The following is a 12,944-nucleotide window of genomic DNA, read 5'->3' as shown; positions in this document are numbered from 1 at the left end:
TCCTGCTCTAACCGATGCTTGCCGAGCCACCTGCCCGCACCCCCAAGGGATCCCTCTCTCTTCTTCGGAAGTCCTGTCCCCAGCTTTTGTGGCGACTGCAGGGGTGGTATTGGCAGCAGGCGGGCATGGCCTGGGAGGCGGGGCTGGCTTGGTTGGCGTTGTGGCTTTGGGCTGGCGCAAGAGAGAGCGGCTGGCTGGAGTGTGCCGAGGAGCTGCTGCAAGAGGCTTGGGTGGCCGGCTATAGCTGGGCTGCCCTCTGGACAGCTTGCCAGGAGGGGGAAGATCCGCCGGGGACCGTCCTCCACCTGCGAGCCAGGGATCCCCGACCGCTGCGCCGGGAGGGGTTGATTTCCCTCCTCTTGCACCTGATGGCGCTGCTGGGGCTGGCTTGGTGGGGATCCCGGCCTTTATCAGACGCAGAACTCCGGATCCCAGTCACGCTTTTGCTGGAGGATCCCGAGCCACAGTTGCTCGAACCGGATTCAGAATCCATAGAATCTCTCCCACCAGAGCCAACAGCAGAGCCGCCCGGCCCGGCCCCGGAATCGCCCCCTGCAGACGATCTATCCCCACCGGAGCCTGTGCCCCAAGAGATCGAGATGCCAGCCATCCCGGAGGCTGAATCTTTGCTGGCCCTGCAAACTCCGACCCCTACGCCTCCACCGACCCCTACACCCATTCCCACGGCAAAGCCAGAACCCACCCCTACTCCTCCACTGACCCCATTACCGACAGCTACCCCGCAACCCACTCCTCCGCCACAACAGCCCACCCCAACTCCGGCGGTTACCCCCACCTCTACAGCGACTCCACTCACCTCCGCCCCGGTTACCTCAAGCACCCCTCTGCCCCGCTTTACCCCCTTGATCCAAGGGATCCGTTCCAGCGTAAAGACTGCCGCCGCTCCGCCTTCCCCCGGCAGCGAGAGCAGATTGGGGCCAAGGGATCCTGAAACTGGGACACCTGGCGGTATAGGTGCAGCCCAACCCCATTCCTCTGCCCCAACACCTGCCACCCCCAGTTCCTCCCCACCGACAGTGGCTGCCAACCCCCAGCCGGACATCCTGGCCCGCCCGATCCCCGGTCGCAATCCTCCGCCCCCCTACCCTCCTCAAGCTCGCCGTCTCGGCCAACAGGGGCAGGTGCTGCTGCGGGCCAAGGTCAATGCCCAGGGGCAGGTGCAGCAGGTGGAGATCGCCTCTTCCAGTGGGTTTCCCGCCCTGGATAGGGCAGCGCAGGAGGCGGTGCAGCGGTGGGAATTCAGCCCGGCCTTGAGAAACAACGCCCCCATCGAGTCTTGGGTGGTGGTGCCCATCCAGTTCACCCTCAATTGATTGCTGTTTGGGAATTGTTTTGGAGCATGACTCTAGTCAATAATAAGCTCAACTATACTGAAAATAATGTATAATATGTTCAGTACGGATTACTACCAGTTGATCTTTCTGTTTACTTTCGAGTCTGCCAACATGGTAGCCAAAGCAAAGCAGAAAATTGGTAGTAAGACGACACGGAAACTGCGCTTTGGGTATTCTACTCAAAGCTTTGCGGGATACCGCCATTCTGTTTGGAAACAAACAGAATGCTATCGCTGCATAGTTGAACAGTGATGTTCAGCAGTGTTCAGCGTAAATGTATCAGATTGTCTATGCTGTCTCGTCTTTCTCGCCGTCAACTGTTCGCCTTTGGTCTGGCCAGCGTGGGGGCCTGGGGAATGGGGCGTTTGGCCCAAGCCCAAGGTCGGATCCCTCAGGAGCCACTCCTGTCAGCGAGACAGAGTCCTTTTCGTCGGGTAGCCAGCCTCACCACCTTGACTGCCGATATCCTCTATCGCTTGGCCCCCGATAGGTTGGTGGGGATCCCTGCCGGTCGTTTGTTGGAGGAGGATCCCCGCTTCCAAGGCTTGACCCGCCTGGGGCTGGGCAACCAACCCAACCTGGAGCAGCTTGTGGCCCTACAACCGGACTGGGTGGTGGGGGCCAGTGGCTTTCACGAGGCTCTGGCAGAACGGCTGCAGGAGCTGGGGATCCCCACCTACCTCACCCGCGTGGACAGTTGGGCTGCTTTGGAAGAGACGATTGCCACCCTGGCTGCTGCTTTGGGGGCGGATCCCGATCCCTTGCTGCGGCAGTATGGATCCCTTTTGCCCCAGGAACTGCCCCGCGTTCGACCCAAAACCTTGCTCTTGGTGGGCACCCAGCCGATTCTTTCTCCCAACCGGCAAAGCTGGGCCGGGGATCTGCTGGAACGCTTTGGCGCGGACAATCTCACCGCTACCTTGCAAAGCCAAGGGCCTTTTCGGGGCTACGTCACCCTTTCGGCAGAGCGCATCCTGGAAGCCAACCCAGAAGTTCTGCTGGTGGTCAACCCGGAGGCGGCGGATCCCTTGGCGTTTTTCCGTTCCCGCCCCTTTTGGAATCGGTTGCAAGCCGTCCAAACTGGGAAAGTTTATGGATTTGACTACTACGGCTTGGTCAATCCCGGTAGCTTGGAGAAAATTAGAGTTGCCTGCGAGCAGTTAGCCCGCATTTTTTGAACGGACTTGGAGTGTCTCTCTAGTCCAAGCTATAGCGGGTCAGGCGCTGCACTTGCTCGGGAGCAAGGCCAAGCTCTTGGGCAATCTGAGCCGACACCTGGTCTGGATCCAGTTGTGGAAATTCAAATTCCAGCTTGCGCAGGTGGGGATTGGTGGTAGTCACCTCCACCTTGGTGTAGCCACGGGAGCGGCGGATCTCCGCCTGAATGGAAAGAATATCCAGAGCCAAGGTGGCTTGTTGCTGGCTGCGAATCGCCAAAGGTTGCTCTAGCCGGCGAGGACGGCTCAGCGCTTGGCCCGTCACCCACTCTCCCCCCGCCACAAAAAGAAGCCCTGCCAAGGGCAGCACCAGCCAAAAATCAAACCCTAGATCTTGCCACCGATGGATTTTGGGCCACCCCACCGTTGTTCTCTCCCTTGCAGAGGGCTATTTCCGTGATCCATCCTAGCCTGGGCAGTGGGAACTGGCCGTCTTGGTCAACGGCGCACAGGACGATGCGAATTTTGCTGGTGGAGGACGACCCGGAACAGTTGGAGCCTTTACAGGCTGCCCTGTCCAAGTGCGGCCACGTGGTTGACTGTGCCAAGGAAGGGGAGATGGCTGCCTGGCTGATGGAGGAGAAAGCCTATGATCTCCTGATTTTGGATTGGATGCTGCCGGGGCCAAGCGGGATCCAGCTCTGTCGGCAATACCGCCAATCGGGGGGATGTGCGCCGGTGCTGATGTTAACTGCCAAAGACGCAACATCGGATGTGGTGCAGGGGTTGGATGCGGGGGCGGACGACTATTTGGTCAAGCCGGTGGATCTGGTGGAGCTGCTGGCACGGGTGCGGGCTTTGGGACGCCGTTCCCCCCAATGGCAAGGAGACAGCCTCAGCCTGGGATCCCTGCACTTGCACTTGGCCAGCCTGACCCTAGAGCGGCAGGGGAGGCAGGTACAGCTTTCGGGCAAGGAGTTTCAATTGATGGAATACCTGATGCGCCATCCCAACCAGGTGCTCAGTCGGGGCCAGATCGAGCAGGCGGTGTGGGAATGGGGCTGTGAGCCGGAGAGCAATGCCGTGGCTGCGTTGGTGCGGCGGTTGCGGCTACGGTTAAAAGAGGTGGAGGCCCAAGATTGGCTGGAATCGGTGTATGGCCAGGGGTACCGGCTGCGCATAGCCTCTCCAGAAGAGAACCCATGAAAGCAGTTTCTAGGGGGTGGCGATGGAGGTGAAAAGAGCTGAACACAAGCATTCTCTCCCATGGCTGGGCTGGAACTGGGTTTCCCTGGCACACCCCCTTCAGCCGCACCTGGGGCAGAAGGCTGCGACAAGAGGGACGGGATCCCTGGTGTTTCACCACAGCCGCCGTCGCTTGGCCCGCAGCTTTGCCGGGGTCATGGGGGGGATCCTGCTGGTGTTTGCCGCCGTCTTCTACCGCTTGGAAGTGGAGAACCAGTTGCAGGCTTTTGACGAGGAGCTGCAGGTTCAGGCCGGGATCATGGCGGCAGCCATTAAGTACGAGCTGCGCCAGGGGCAGTGGCGGTTGGTGTTGAACGAGGTGCCCTTTTTGGGGGGGAAAACCCAACCCCTCGACCATCACTTGGCCTATGTGCGCTGGTTCGATCCTGCTCCCGGCACCGGAAGGGAAAGCTTGGGATCCCTGCGCCAGTACACGGGATCCCGGCCTCCTCTGGAGCTGTTTGACTTGGATGGCCCGCCTCACCATCTCCAACTGGGTTTCCAAACGGTGGAAGGAGAGAGCGGCTTACTGTTGCGCCAGCTCACGCTGCCGGTGCAGCAGGAGGAAAAGCTACTGGGCTACTTGCAACTGGCGGTGCCCCTGGAACCGCTGCAACTTACCCTGGGTCGCTTGCGCTGGGGGTTGGGGATCGGGATCCCGCTGACGCTGGCGTTGATCGGCGGGGCCGGCTGGATCTTGGGGGGGCTGGCGATGCAGCCGATTCGTCGCTCCTACGAGCAGTTGCAACGCTTCACTGCCGATGCTTCCCACGAGTTGCGCGCCCCCCTGGCCGCCCTGATGAGCAATGCTCAAATGGCTCTGCTGGCCCCGGAACAAGCTCAACCTCGCCTGGAAAAGGTGGTGAGCGGTGCCCGCCGCCTCAGCGTGCTGATCGATACCTTGCTGCAGTTGGCCCGCCAGCAGGGATCCCTGCCCCTGGAGGATCTGCCGCTTCTGAATTTGCGAGCGCTGTTGCAGGAGCTGAGCGAGCAATACCGCCCCCAAGCTGAGGCCCTTGGCCTTCACTGGCAATGCCACCTGCCTGAGACGGATCTTTCTGGGGGTTGGCTTGTGCGGGGGAACGCTGCCCTGCTGCGGCAGGCCATCGAGAACCTACTGCGCAATGCCCTGCAGTACACCCCTGCAGGCGGCACAGTGCAGGTGAGCCTGGAAAGCCAGCGCCAGCGCGCTTACCTCCACGTCAAGGATACAGGCATTGGCATTCCCCCCGAGCATCTGCCCCATCTGTTTGAGCGGTTTTACCGGGTGGATGAAACCCGTGCTCGCCATACGGGTGGGTTCGGTCTGGGCCTGGCCTTGGCCCAGCAGATCGTCACCGCCCATCGGGGATCCCTGCGAGTGGCCAGCCAAGTGGGAGAGGGATCGATATTTACGGTAGAGCTGCCCTTGTCATCTTCACGTCATTTTTCTCCGCCATTCTCAAGATGAGCCGCGATAACCCAAACCGGCTTGTCCTGTCGATTGGAGTCTATGACCAATGACGATTCGTTCCTCTTTTGCTCGCGCTCTGGGTTGTTCTCTGCCGATTTTGGTTCTGCTCACCCCCCTGGTGCTGGGATCCCCGGCGCAAGCCCAGCGGGGCAGACGCTCTGCTCCTGAAGCCACAGCTCCCCTTCAGGTACAGCCAACTTGGCAGCGCCCGCGGGATCTTGAGCGAGCCAGCCGCGATCTGGCTAAGGCGCAGCGACACCTGGCCGAAGCCAGCTTCCTCTCTCAGCGGGGGTCTTCCCCAGAGGCTGCCCGCCTTTTGGAACACGGCCAGGAGAGTTTCACCAACGCCCAAGCCTCACTTGAGGCGGGGAACTTCTTCGCCGCCCGCGAGCAGGCCAAAGCAGCGGAAAACTTAGCCAAAGCAGCCAAAGTTCTCTACGAAGCGGAGCTGGGTTTCATGGGCCGCCCTGGCCGTTCCTTCTTCGAGGCCCCTTTCCGGGCTCAGGAGTACCTCAGCCGGCTGCAAGCGGAGATGGCCTTCGCCAACATCAACTCCGGCAGCGTCTCTGACCTGCAGAATCAAGTGCAGAACCTGTTGGGCGACGTAAGTACGGATCCCAGCAGCTATACCTTCGCCGACTACAGCCGTAGCAAAGCTGCCCGCTACTCCGCCCGCGCTGCCCTACACCTGTTGGCGGCTGAGCGCCTCGGGGGGATGACTACCCTGACCAGGCGCTGATCTGGCCTACCCGGAACTGGGGATAGAGGGGATCCCTGCTGGCTGAGTCTTCGGGGTTAACCCCTCTACCTTCTCTTGCCCCTGCTGCAGTTGGGTTAAAGTGAAAGCCCCCAGAGCGGGGGCTGTTCTTCTCGAATACTGACTGATCGCGTCTTTACATCTCCCTTGGTGTACCTGCGTTTCCTGCACCTGCGCCACTTTCGCAACTACCGGGAGCAAGGGATCCCCTTCGACGCGCCCAAAACCATCCTGGTGGGGGAGAACGCCCAGGGTAAGACCAACCTGCTGGAAGCGGTGGAGCTGTTGGCCACCTTGCGCTCGCGGCGGGCCGCTCGGGATCGGGAGCTGGTGCATCAAGAAGAACAGCAGGCGCGGATTGCCGCCACGGTGGAACGGCTGGGTGTGGCCCATGAGCTGGTGATGGAGCTGCGCAGCAGCGGCAGGCGATCCCTGAAGGTGGACGGGCAGGTGCTGCGCCGCCAGGCGGACTTTTTGGGACAGGTGAATGCCGTGGTGTTCTCCAGCCTGGATCTGGAGCTGGTGCGGGGCGCTCCGGAGACGCGGCGCCATTGGTTGGACGGGGTGTTGCTGCAACTGGAGCCGGTTTATCTCGGCCTGGTGGAGCAATATCGCCAGATCCTCAGGCAGCGCAACGCCCTTTTGAAGCAGGATCCCAAGGACTCTGTCCCGCTAACGCAAGCGGCTGCTGGCGTTCAGTTCTCGCAGATGGCCTTCTGGGATGCCCAACTGGCCACCACCGGTAGCCGAATTATGCGCCGCCGCGCCCGGCTGCTGCAACGGCTGGAGCCTTTGGCTGCTCACTGGCACCGGGTCATTAGCGGTGGACGGGAAACCCTGACCCTTACCTATCGACCCCAAGTGCCCCTGCCGGATCCCCAGGCCAGCCCCGAAGTGATCCAAGCCCAGTTTTTGGCCGAGATCCGCGCCAAAGCCGCCGCCGAACACTCCCTGGGCAGCTCTCTGGTGGGCCCCCATCGGGATGAAGTGGAGCTGTGCATTAACGGAGTTGCCGCCCGCGCCTATGGATCCCAAGGCCAGCAGCGCACTCTGGTTTTGGCTCTGAAATTGGCGGAGCTGGAGCTGATCGAGCAGGTGGTCAGGGATCCGCCCTTGCTGCTCTTGGACGATGTGCTGGCCGAGCTGGATCTGCAGCGGCAAAACCAGCTCTTGGAAGCCATTCAGGAGCGCGTGCAAACCTTGGTTACCACCACCCATCTGGGATCCTTCGACGCCAGCTGGCTCAAGGCCGCCCAAATCCTTCAGGTGCAAGGGGGGCAGCTTTTTCCCAGCAAAACAGGGGGTGGGATCCCGTAGGACAGACCGGAGCTCTGGCAGTGAGGGAAACCCTATCTGGGAGGGGGGCTGGGGGTGGTCGCGTCAGCGGCGCCGAGCGCTTGGGCTTTACAGCCGAGCGCGATCCAGGCTGCGGTATTGAATCGCTTCGGCAATGTGGGTGGGGGCAATGGCCTCCGCGCCCTCGAGATCGGCGATGGTGCGGGCCACCTTGAGGATGCGGTCGCTCCCCCGCGCAGACAGGCCCAGCTTTTGGATGGCGTTCTCCAAGAGCTTGCGACAGGGATCCGAAAGGGAGCACCACTGCCGCAGGTGGCGGGATTGCATCTGGGCGTTGCAGTGGATCCCAGGCTCGTTTTGAAAGCGCTGCCGCTGCCGTTGTCGTGCCCGCTCCACCCGCCGCTGCACCGCTTGGGAAGATTCGCCGCCCTGGGCGCGGACAATTTCTTCCGGCTTAAGGCGGTTGACCCGCACCTGCAGGTCGATGCGATCCAGCAGCGGGCCGGAGAGCTTGGACCAGTAGCGCTCCCGCTGTTGCGGCGTACAGGTGCAGGGGTGAACGGGATCCCCGTAGAAGCCGCAGGGACAGGGGTTGGTGGAGGCCACCAGGGTGGTTTGGGCGGGAAACTCCAGGGAAACGCGGGCGCGGGAGATGGTAACCTTGCCATCTTCCAGGGGTTGGCGCAGCACCTCCAGAACCTCCCGCCGGAATTCCGTCAGCTCATCCAGGTACAGGATGCCATGGTGGGCCAGCGAGATTTCCCCGGGCTTGGGGTAGGGGCCGCCACCCACCAGCGCCACTGCCGAAGCCGAATGGTGGGGAGCGCGAAAGGGCCGCTGGGCGATCAGGGGGGTCTGGCGTCCCAGGTGCAGGTTTTGCCGCAACAGGCCGGCTGCCGAGTAGATGCGGGTGATCTCCAACATCTCTTCCCACTGCAACTGGGGCAAAATGCCGGGCAGTCGCCGCGCCAGCATGGTCTTGCCCGCTCCCGGGCTGCCCACCAGCAACAGGTTGTGCCCGCCGGCTGCCGCGATCTCCAGAGCCCGCCGGGCATGTTCTTGCCCCTTCACATCGGCCAAATCCAGCAGGGGTTCCGTTTCGGTTGGCAACATCTGTTCTGGCTGGATCCGCACCGGCTCAACTCCCTCTGGGTTTTGCAGCCAGCCCACCACCGCCGCCAAGGAGGGCAGCCCATACACTTGGATCCCTTGCACCACCGCTCCTTCCGGCCCATTTTCCTGGGGTACCACCAGGCGGCGGATCCCCATCTCGGCAGCGCTGGCGGCAATAGGCAGAACCCCGGCCACCGGGCGTAGGGTGCCGTCTAGGGCCAATTCCCCCACCATCAGGGTGTTGGCCAGTGCTTCCCCCTCGATCACCCCGGAGGCCGCCAAGATCCCGATGGCAATGGGCAGATCGAAGCTGGGGCCCTCTTTGCGCAGATCGGCAGGGGCCAAGTTGACGATGATCCGCCGCTGGGGTAAAGCAAAGCCGGAGTTCTTGATCGCCGCCCGCACTCGCTCTTTGGCCTCCTGAACGGCAGTATCGGGCAGTCCCACCAAGGTGATCTGGGGCAAGCCACCGCCCACATCCACCTCCACCGTAACCTGCACGGCCCGGAGTCCCAGCAGAGCGGCAGCAGTGACTTGAGCAAACAATGCAGTCACCTCCCTCGGATAGTTCTTTTACCCTTTGCACAAGTGGCCGCAGGCCTATTCTGTCCCAACACGTATCCTGGCCGAAATTGGGATCCCCACGCTGCCGGCTGCATTTGCCCAAGGAGAATGTCACAATCATCTCAGGTTTTTCCTGCCCCAAAGGAGGCACGTCGGTTTTCGCAGTCGCAGTCTTTAATGAATGCGGGGAATGCGGGATCCCGGATCCGAGCTTGCCGAATGGCTCAGGCTTGGGTTGGCTGTTGCTGCCGCCTTTGCGCAGCACAGCAGCGGTGAGGCTATGTTCTGACCAGGATGGGAACCCCCAGGGGGGGATAGCAGGGATCCGGATCCCTCTGATCGCAGCCTGCACCTCCAACCCAGATTTCCCCAGCCATTTGCCCTTTGGCAGAGGTCAAAAGGCGGGCACACCCCTCTGCCGACAAGCCAACAGAGGGACGACCCCATCTCTAGGAGGCTGATGCCGGTGGTCTTTCCTGCTGCTGAACCCCCTTTCGAGCGTTTCTCTGGCTCTGGGAAAAAGCGCGCCCTAACCTGGAATGAACTGGAGGAGCAGGTGCAGCAGTTTGCCCAGCGCTACCGGGGGCAGGTGGTCCAGCTCAGCCCGCCAGAGCTGGCGGTGGCGCTGCAGGAGTTGTCGGAGCTGACGCAGGCGCTCGCCCTGGCAGCCCATCTTGCCGAGGGTTGCGAGAGCAGCAGCCTTCCAACAGCGATCCCGGCTGAGGCCGAACCAGAGATGGCCTGGACGAAGGCAGACCCCAGCTGGAGGGATCTGGAGCGGGTCATCTCCCTGCAGAGCCAGCTGTTGTTTTTCCCCCTGGAACTGCAATCCCTGACCGCCGTTCCCCTCGGCGAACCCGCAGCTGAGACGCCGCAGGAGCGAGAGGATCGGCCCTCGGATCCCTTGGCCGCTGCTTGTGCCGAGCCGGAGCTGCGCCCCTTTCGCCAGTTTTTGTGTCGCCTCCTGCAGCAGCGGGGTCACCAACAACCGGAGCCTCTGGAGTGCCTGCTCCACCAACAGTACCCAACAGGAAGGTTAGCTTGGCGGCAGTTGTGGCAAGTGACCCTGAACTCGCCTGCTGCGCTCCCAGAGCACACTCTTGTCCAGCTGCAGAGCTTACAAACTCACGCCAGCGCGGAGATCCGCTGGGTGGCCTACCAGCGGCTAGTCCAACACCTAGAAGCCCATGCCGATCTGGGTGGGTTTATCCTCAGCACTCTGATCCGCGACCACCTGTGGGAGGCCCAATGGCGGGGCTATGACTCTGCTGCCGACCTGTATCTGGCCCGCCACGGCCTGACTCAGACCTTTTTGGAGAACCTCCTGGAAGGGATCCGCGATCGGTTGGATCTGTTCCAGCGCTATTACCGCCTCAAAAGCCGAAACATGGGGCGTTCCATTCGCATCTGCGATCTGCATGCGCCCTGGGGGGATCCCGTTCCACCCCTGACCCCTGCTGAGGCCACCTCTCTAATCTGGGCAGCCCTGCAGGACTTCTGCCCCGAGTGTGCGGCCCAGGCCAAACCCTGGCTGCTAGAAGTCGGCTCGGCAATCGAGGCAGACAAGCCCAATCGCGCAGCGGGCGCAGCCTTTCGCCCCGGCGAAACGGAGTTCTCGCCCAGGTCGGGAGAAACGGGATCCGGCGGGAGCGAGCTCCTGTTGAAGGTTCTTGCTATCATCAGCCAGCGGCTCCGGCCTGAGGATCCCCAAGTTTGGCTGGATCTGGAGGAGATGCAGGGGAGTTCCGCACTGCTGCCGCGAGCGTGGGGGGTGCAGGCTCACACCGTCTTTTTGCAGCAAATACTCCTGGATCACCTGGTTGCTTCAGCAGTGGGATCCCCTCGCATGGGCAGGCCTGCTCTTTACGACCCAGAGGGGCAAACTGCTCCGCAGCGCTGGCGGGAACGCTCCGGCAGCCTCCAGTTGGCCCAGGCCCTGTTGATACACCATTTGGAAGCCCAGTTGCAGGCGGTGTTTTACCAGAGCTTGATCAGTCGGCTGGAGCTGATTCTCTATCGGTCGGGGATCCCCGAATGGGAAAACGGTGTAACCTACTCCTCCTGGGTGAGCGAAGAGTGGTTGAAGCTGTGTCAGGAGCTGTGCGGAGATGCGGTGGAACTGTTGCCGGAACACCAGTTTTACTGGGTGGGGATGCCGGAGCTGTTTCTCCGCCCCTTCAGTGCCTATCAGGCCAGCCTTGCCAGCCTGGTGGCCTTGGCCTGTCACCGCCGCTATCATGATTCTCCGCGCAACTTTCTGCCCCACTACCTTCGTTGGTTGGCCAGCCCGCCCGGATCCCTGACTTTGGCAGAAGCCACCCAGATGCTGCAGGCGGATCTGAGCGACCCAGGGGGAGTGTTGCAGGCGCTGGAGGAGCTGGAGCATTGGATCGAGACGCTAGAAAAGCTGCTGGAAGAGGATCCAGATCACTGAACCAACGATGACCCACCCTTGTTCTCTTGGACATAGGCGTGCTCTGCGGCGGGAAGAACTCTGGAACCCTGTACCCGACTCCTGCGAACCCACCCCAGCGGAGCCAGCCGTTAAAGCGCGTCCCTTCCTAAAATGGGCAGGGGGAAAAGGGCAACTGCTCAGCCAATACGAACCCTTTTTTCCTCGCGCCTGGAACACCTATCACGAGCCCTTTTTGGGGGGTGGAGCGGTCTTTTTTCATCTGGCCCAAGGGATCCCATCGGGTTCTCGACACTTTGTTTTGTCGGATATCAACCCTGAGCTGGTGAATGTGTATCGCTGCGTGCGGGATCACGTGGAGGAGCTTATCGCCCTGCTCAGCCACCACCAAGCCCACCACAGCCGGGATTATTACTACACCATCCGCGCGGCTCGATTTGAAGATCCGGCGCAACGGGCTGCCCGCCTGCTGTATCTGAACAAGACCTGTTTTAATGGCCTCTACCGGGAAAACTCGCGGGGAGAGTTCAATGTCCCTTTGGGCCGTTACCGTAATCCCCGCATTTGCGACGCGGAGAACCTACGGGCCGTGGCACGAGTTTTGCAAGGCGTGGAGATCACAGTGCAGCCGTTTTGGCAGGTGCTCGAACGAGCCAAACCCGGGGATTTCGTCTATTTGGATCCCCCTTACTATCCCCTTTCTGCCAGCAGCAGCTTCACAGCCTACAGCCGGTTTGCCTTCGGCGAAGCGGAACAGATCCGCCTGCGAGAAGTGTTTGGAACATTGGCCGACCGAGGCGTGCAGGTGCTGCTCTCCAATTCCGATTGCCCCTTTGTGCGGGAACTGTACCGGGATTACCCCATCCAGACCATCTCTGCCAGCCGTGCCATCAACGCCCAGGGCCACAAACGCGGTCCCATCACCGAGGTCTTGGTGCTGAGCCATCCCAGCCTGGCCACCGCCTGCAGTGGGCCGGAAGAGATCCCGTTTTGCCCCGGAACCGTCTAGGGTAATGGATGAGCAGGTCGAGATCCAAGGCGGGATCTTGAGCTTGGACACAGTGAGACCACGGGGACAACAGCGCATGGATCCACGAGAAATTGAGGCATTGGTACGGGCTGCCCTACCCGGCGCAAGGGTGCAGGTGGAAGACACTGTCGGCGATGGCCATCATTTCCAGGCCATCGTGGTGGCGGAACAATTCCAGGGCTTGCCCCTGATCAAACAGCACCGGCTGGTGAATGAGGTCCTGAAAGCTTACCTGCAGGATGGCCGCCTACATGCTTTGGCCCTGCGCACCTTTACCCCCGCCCAGTGGGAGCAACTCCAGGGGCTGGATTCTGGTTCATCAGCCAATTGAGCCAAGAGGAGCATTCCCAGTCGGGCTGTGCATCGCCTCAACTCCTCTCTCCCTTTGAGAAAGGGGCTGAAGCTGTCGCAAACGGGAATCTTGACATCCTCCCCGGCCTGAAGGCCGGAGATTCCTACCACGCTGCGCATGGATGGCTCCTTGCGCAGTCGTCTCGGCGGGTTCCTGCTTCCGACCGCCCGTGCAGTTCGATCCACAGGCCATCCGGGCTGACACGGGTG

General features: G+C 61.6%; 11 protein-coding genes. 9 read left to right on the top strand and 2 right to left on the bottom strand.

The genetic code is table 11. The features are described 5' to 3' along the window. Positions 1–14 precede the first annotated feature (14 nt). Entirely contained in the window at positions 15–1,334 is a 1,320-nt protein-coding gene (locus tag ACVW0B_RS02425; protein WP_414408478.1) for an energy transducer TonB, read from the top strand. 311 nt (positions 1,335–1,645) lie between these two features. Continuing rightward, positions 1,646–2,533 (top strand): ABC transporter substrate-binding protein, encoded by an 888-nt coding sequence (locus ACVW0B_RS02420; RefSeq protein WP_011434267.1) that lies wholly within the window; start codon positions 1,646–1,648, stop codon positions 2,531–2,533. Positions 2,534–2,552: 19 nt separating this feature from the next. On the opposite strand, the gene ACVW0B_RS02415 is transcribed toward ACVW0B_RS02420, so the two are convergent. After that, positions 2,553–2,936: a hypothetical protein gene (locus ACVW0B_RS02415; RefSeq protein ID WP_011434266.1), complete on the bottom strand. Its 384-nt coding sequence runs from the start codon at positions 2,934–2,936 to the stop codon at positions 2,553–2,555. 92 nt (positions 2,937–3,028) lie between these two features. Between ACVW0B_RS02415 and rppA the strand changes: the two genes are divergently transcribed. The 4 genes from rppA (at position 3,029) to recF (ending at position 7,284) form a co-directional block, all read left to right on the top strand. After that, entirely contained in the window at positions 3,029–3,718 is a 690-nt protein-coding gene (rppA, locus tag ACVW0B_RS02410) for a two-component system response regulator RppA (RefSeq protein WP_414355523.1), read from the top strand. Positions 3,719–3,746: 28 nt separating this feature from the next. After that, positions 3,747–5,207 (top strand): sensor histidine kinase, encoded by a 1,461-nt coding sequence (locus ACVW0B_RS02405; RefSeq protein WP_414343060.1) that lies wholly within the window; start codon positions 3,747–3,749, stop codon positions 5,205–5,207. Positions 5,208–5,256: 49 nt separating this feature from the next. Next, positions 5,257–5,949 (top strand): DNA-binding protein, encoded by a 693-nt coding sequence (locus tag ACVW0B_RS02400; protein ID WP_457490864.1) that lies wholly within the window; start codon positions 5,257–5,259, stop codon positions 5,947–5,949. Between the two features lie 168 nt (positions 5,950–6,117). Next, complete coding sequence (gene recF, locus ACVW0B_RS02395; RefSeq protein ID WP_457490863.1) at positions 6,118–7,284, top strand: DNA replication/repair protein RecF; 1,167 nt, start codon at positions 6,118–6,120, stop codon at positions 7,282–7,284. Between the two features lie 87 nt (positions 7,285–7,371). Here the strand turns inward: recF and ACVW0B_RS02390 are convergent, their stop codons facing one another. Then, the gene (locus tag ACVW0B_RS02390) at positions 7,372–8,922 is read right to left on the bottom strand and encodes a YifB family Mg chelatase-like AAA ATPase (protein WP_457490905.1); all 1,551 of its coding nucleotides are present in this window, start codon (positions 8,920–8,922) and stop codon (positions 7,372–7,374) included. 478 nt (positions 8,923–9,400) lie between these two features. Here ACVW0B_RS02390 and ACVW0B_RS02385 point away from each other — a divergent pair, with 478 nt between their 5' ends. From ACVW0B_RS02385 to ACVW0B_RS02375, 3 genes are read left to right on the top strand one after another with little or no spacing between them, the layout of a single operon-like run. After that, complete coding sequence (locus ACVW0B_RS02385) at positions 9,401–11,374, top strand: peptidase M3 (protein ID WP_457490862.1); 1,974 nt, start codon at positions 9,401–9,403, stop codon at positions 11,372–11,374. A gap of 7 nt (positions 11,375–11,381) precedes the next feature. Continuing rightward, a complete protein-coding gene (locus ACVW0B_RS02380) occupies positions 11,382–12,362 on the top strand; it encodes a DNA adenine methylase (RefSeq protein WP_457490861.1) in 981 nt (326 codons plus the stop codon). A 4-nt stretch (positions 12,363–12,366) separates the two neighbouring features. Beyond that, positions 12,367–12,714, top strand: coding sequence for a BolA family protein (locus tag ACVW0B_RS02375; protein ID WP_457490860.1), 348 nt, complete (start codon positions 12,367–12,369; stop codon positions 12,712–12,714). The last annotated feature ends 230 nt before the right edge of the window (positions 12,715–12,944 follow it).

The sequence above is a fragment of the Thermostichus sp. MS-CIW-23 genome (assembly GCF_054059455.1).
This window is presented reverse-complemented; position numbering and strand designations above follow the sequence as displayed.

What these genes read in the sequence shown, in the direction of transcription:
- ACVW0B_RS02425 (WP_414408478.1), top strand. Translation starts at nt 15, where the DNA reads ATGCTTGCCGAGCCACCTGCCCGCACCCCCAAGGGATCCCTCTCTCTT.
- ACVW0B_RS02420 (WP_011434267.1), top strand. Translation starts at nt 1,646, where the DNA reads ATGCTGTCTCGTCTTTCTCGCCGTCAACTGTTCGCCTTTGGTCTGGCC.
- rppA (WP_414355523.1), top strand. Translation starts at nt 3,029, where the DNA reads ATGCGAATTTTGCTGGTGGAGGACGACCCGGAACAGTTGGAGCCTTTA.
- ACVW0B_RS02400 (WP_457490864.1), top strand. Translation starts at nt 5,257, where the DNA reads ATGACGATTCGTTCCTCTTTTGCTCGCGCTCTGGGTTGTTCTCTGCCG.
- ACVW0B_RS02385 (WP_457490862.1), top strand. Translation starts at nt 9,401, where the DNA reads ATGCCGGTGGTCTTTCCTGCTGCTGAACCCCCTTTCGAGCGTTTCTCT.
- ACVW0B_RS02380 (WP_457490861.1), top strand. Translation starts at nt 11,382, where the DNA reads ATGACCCACCCTTGTTCTCTTGGACATAGGCGTGCTCTGCGGCGGGAA.
- ACVW0B_RS02375 (WP_457490860.1), top strand. Translation starts at nt 12,367, where the DNA reads ATGGATGAGCAGGTCGAGATCCAAGGCGGGATCTTGAGCTTGGACACA.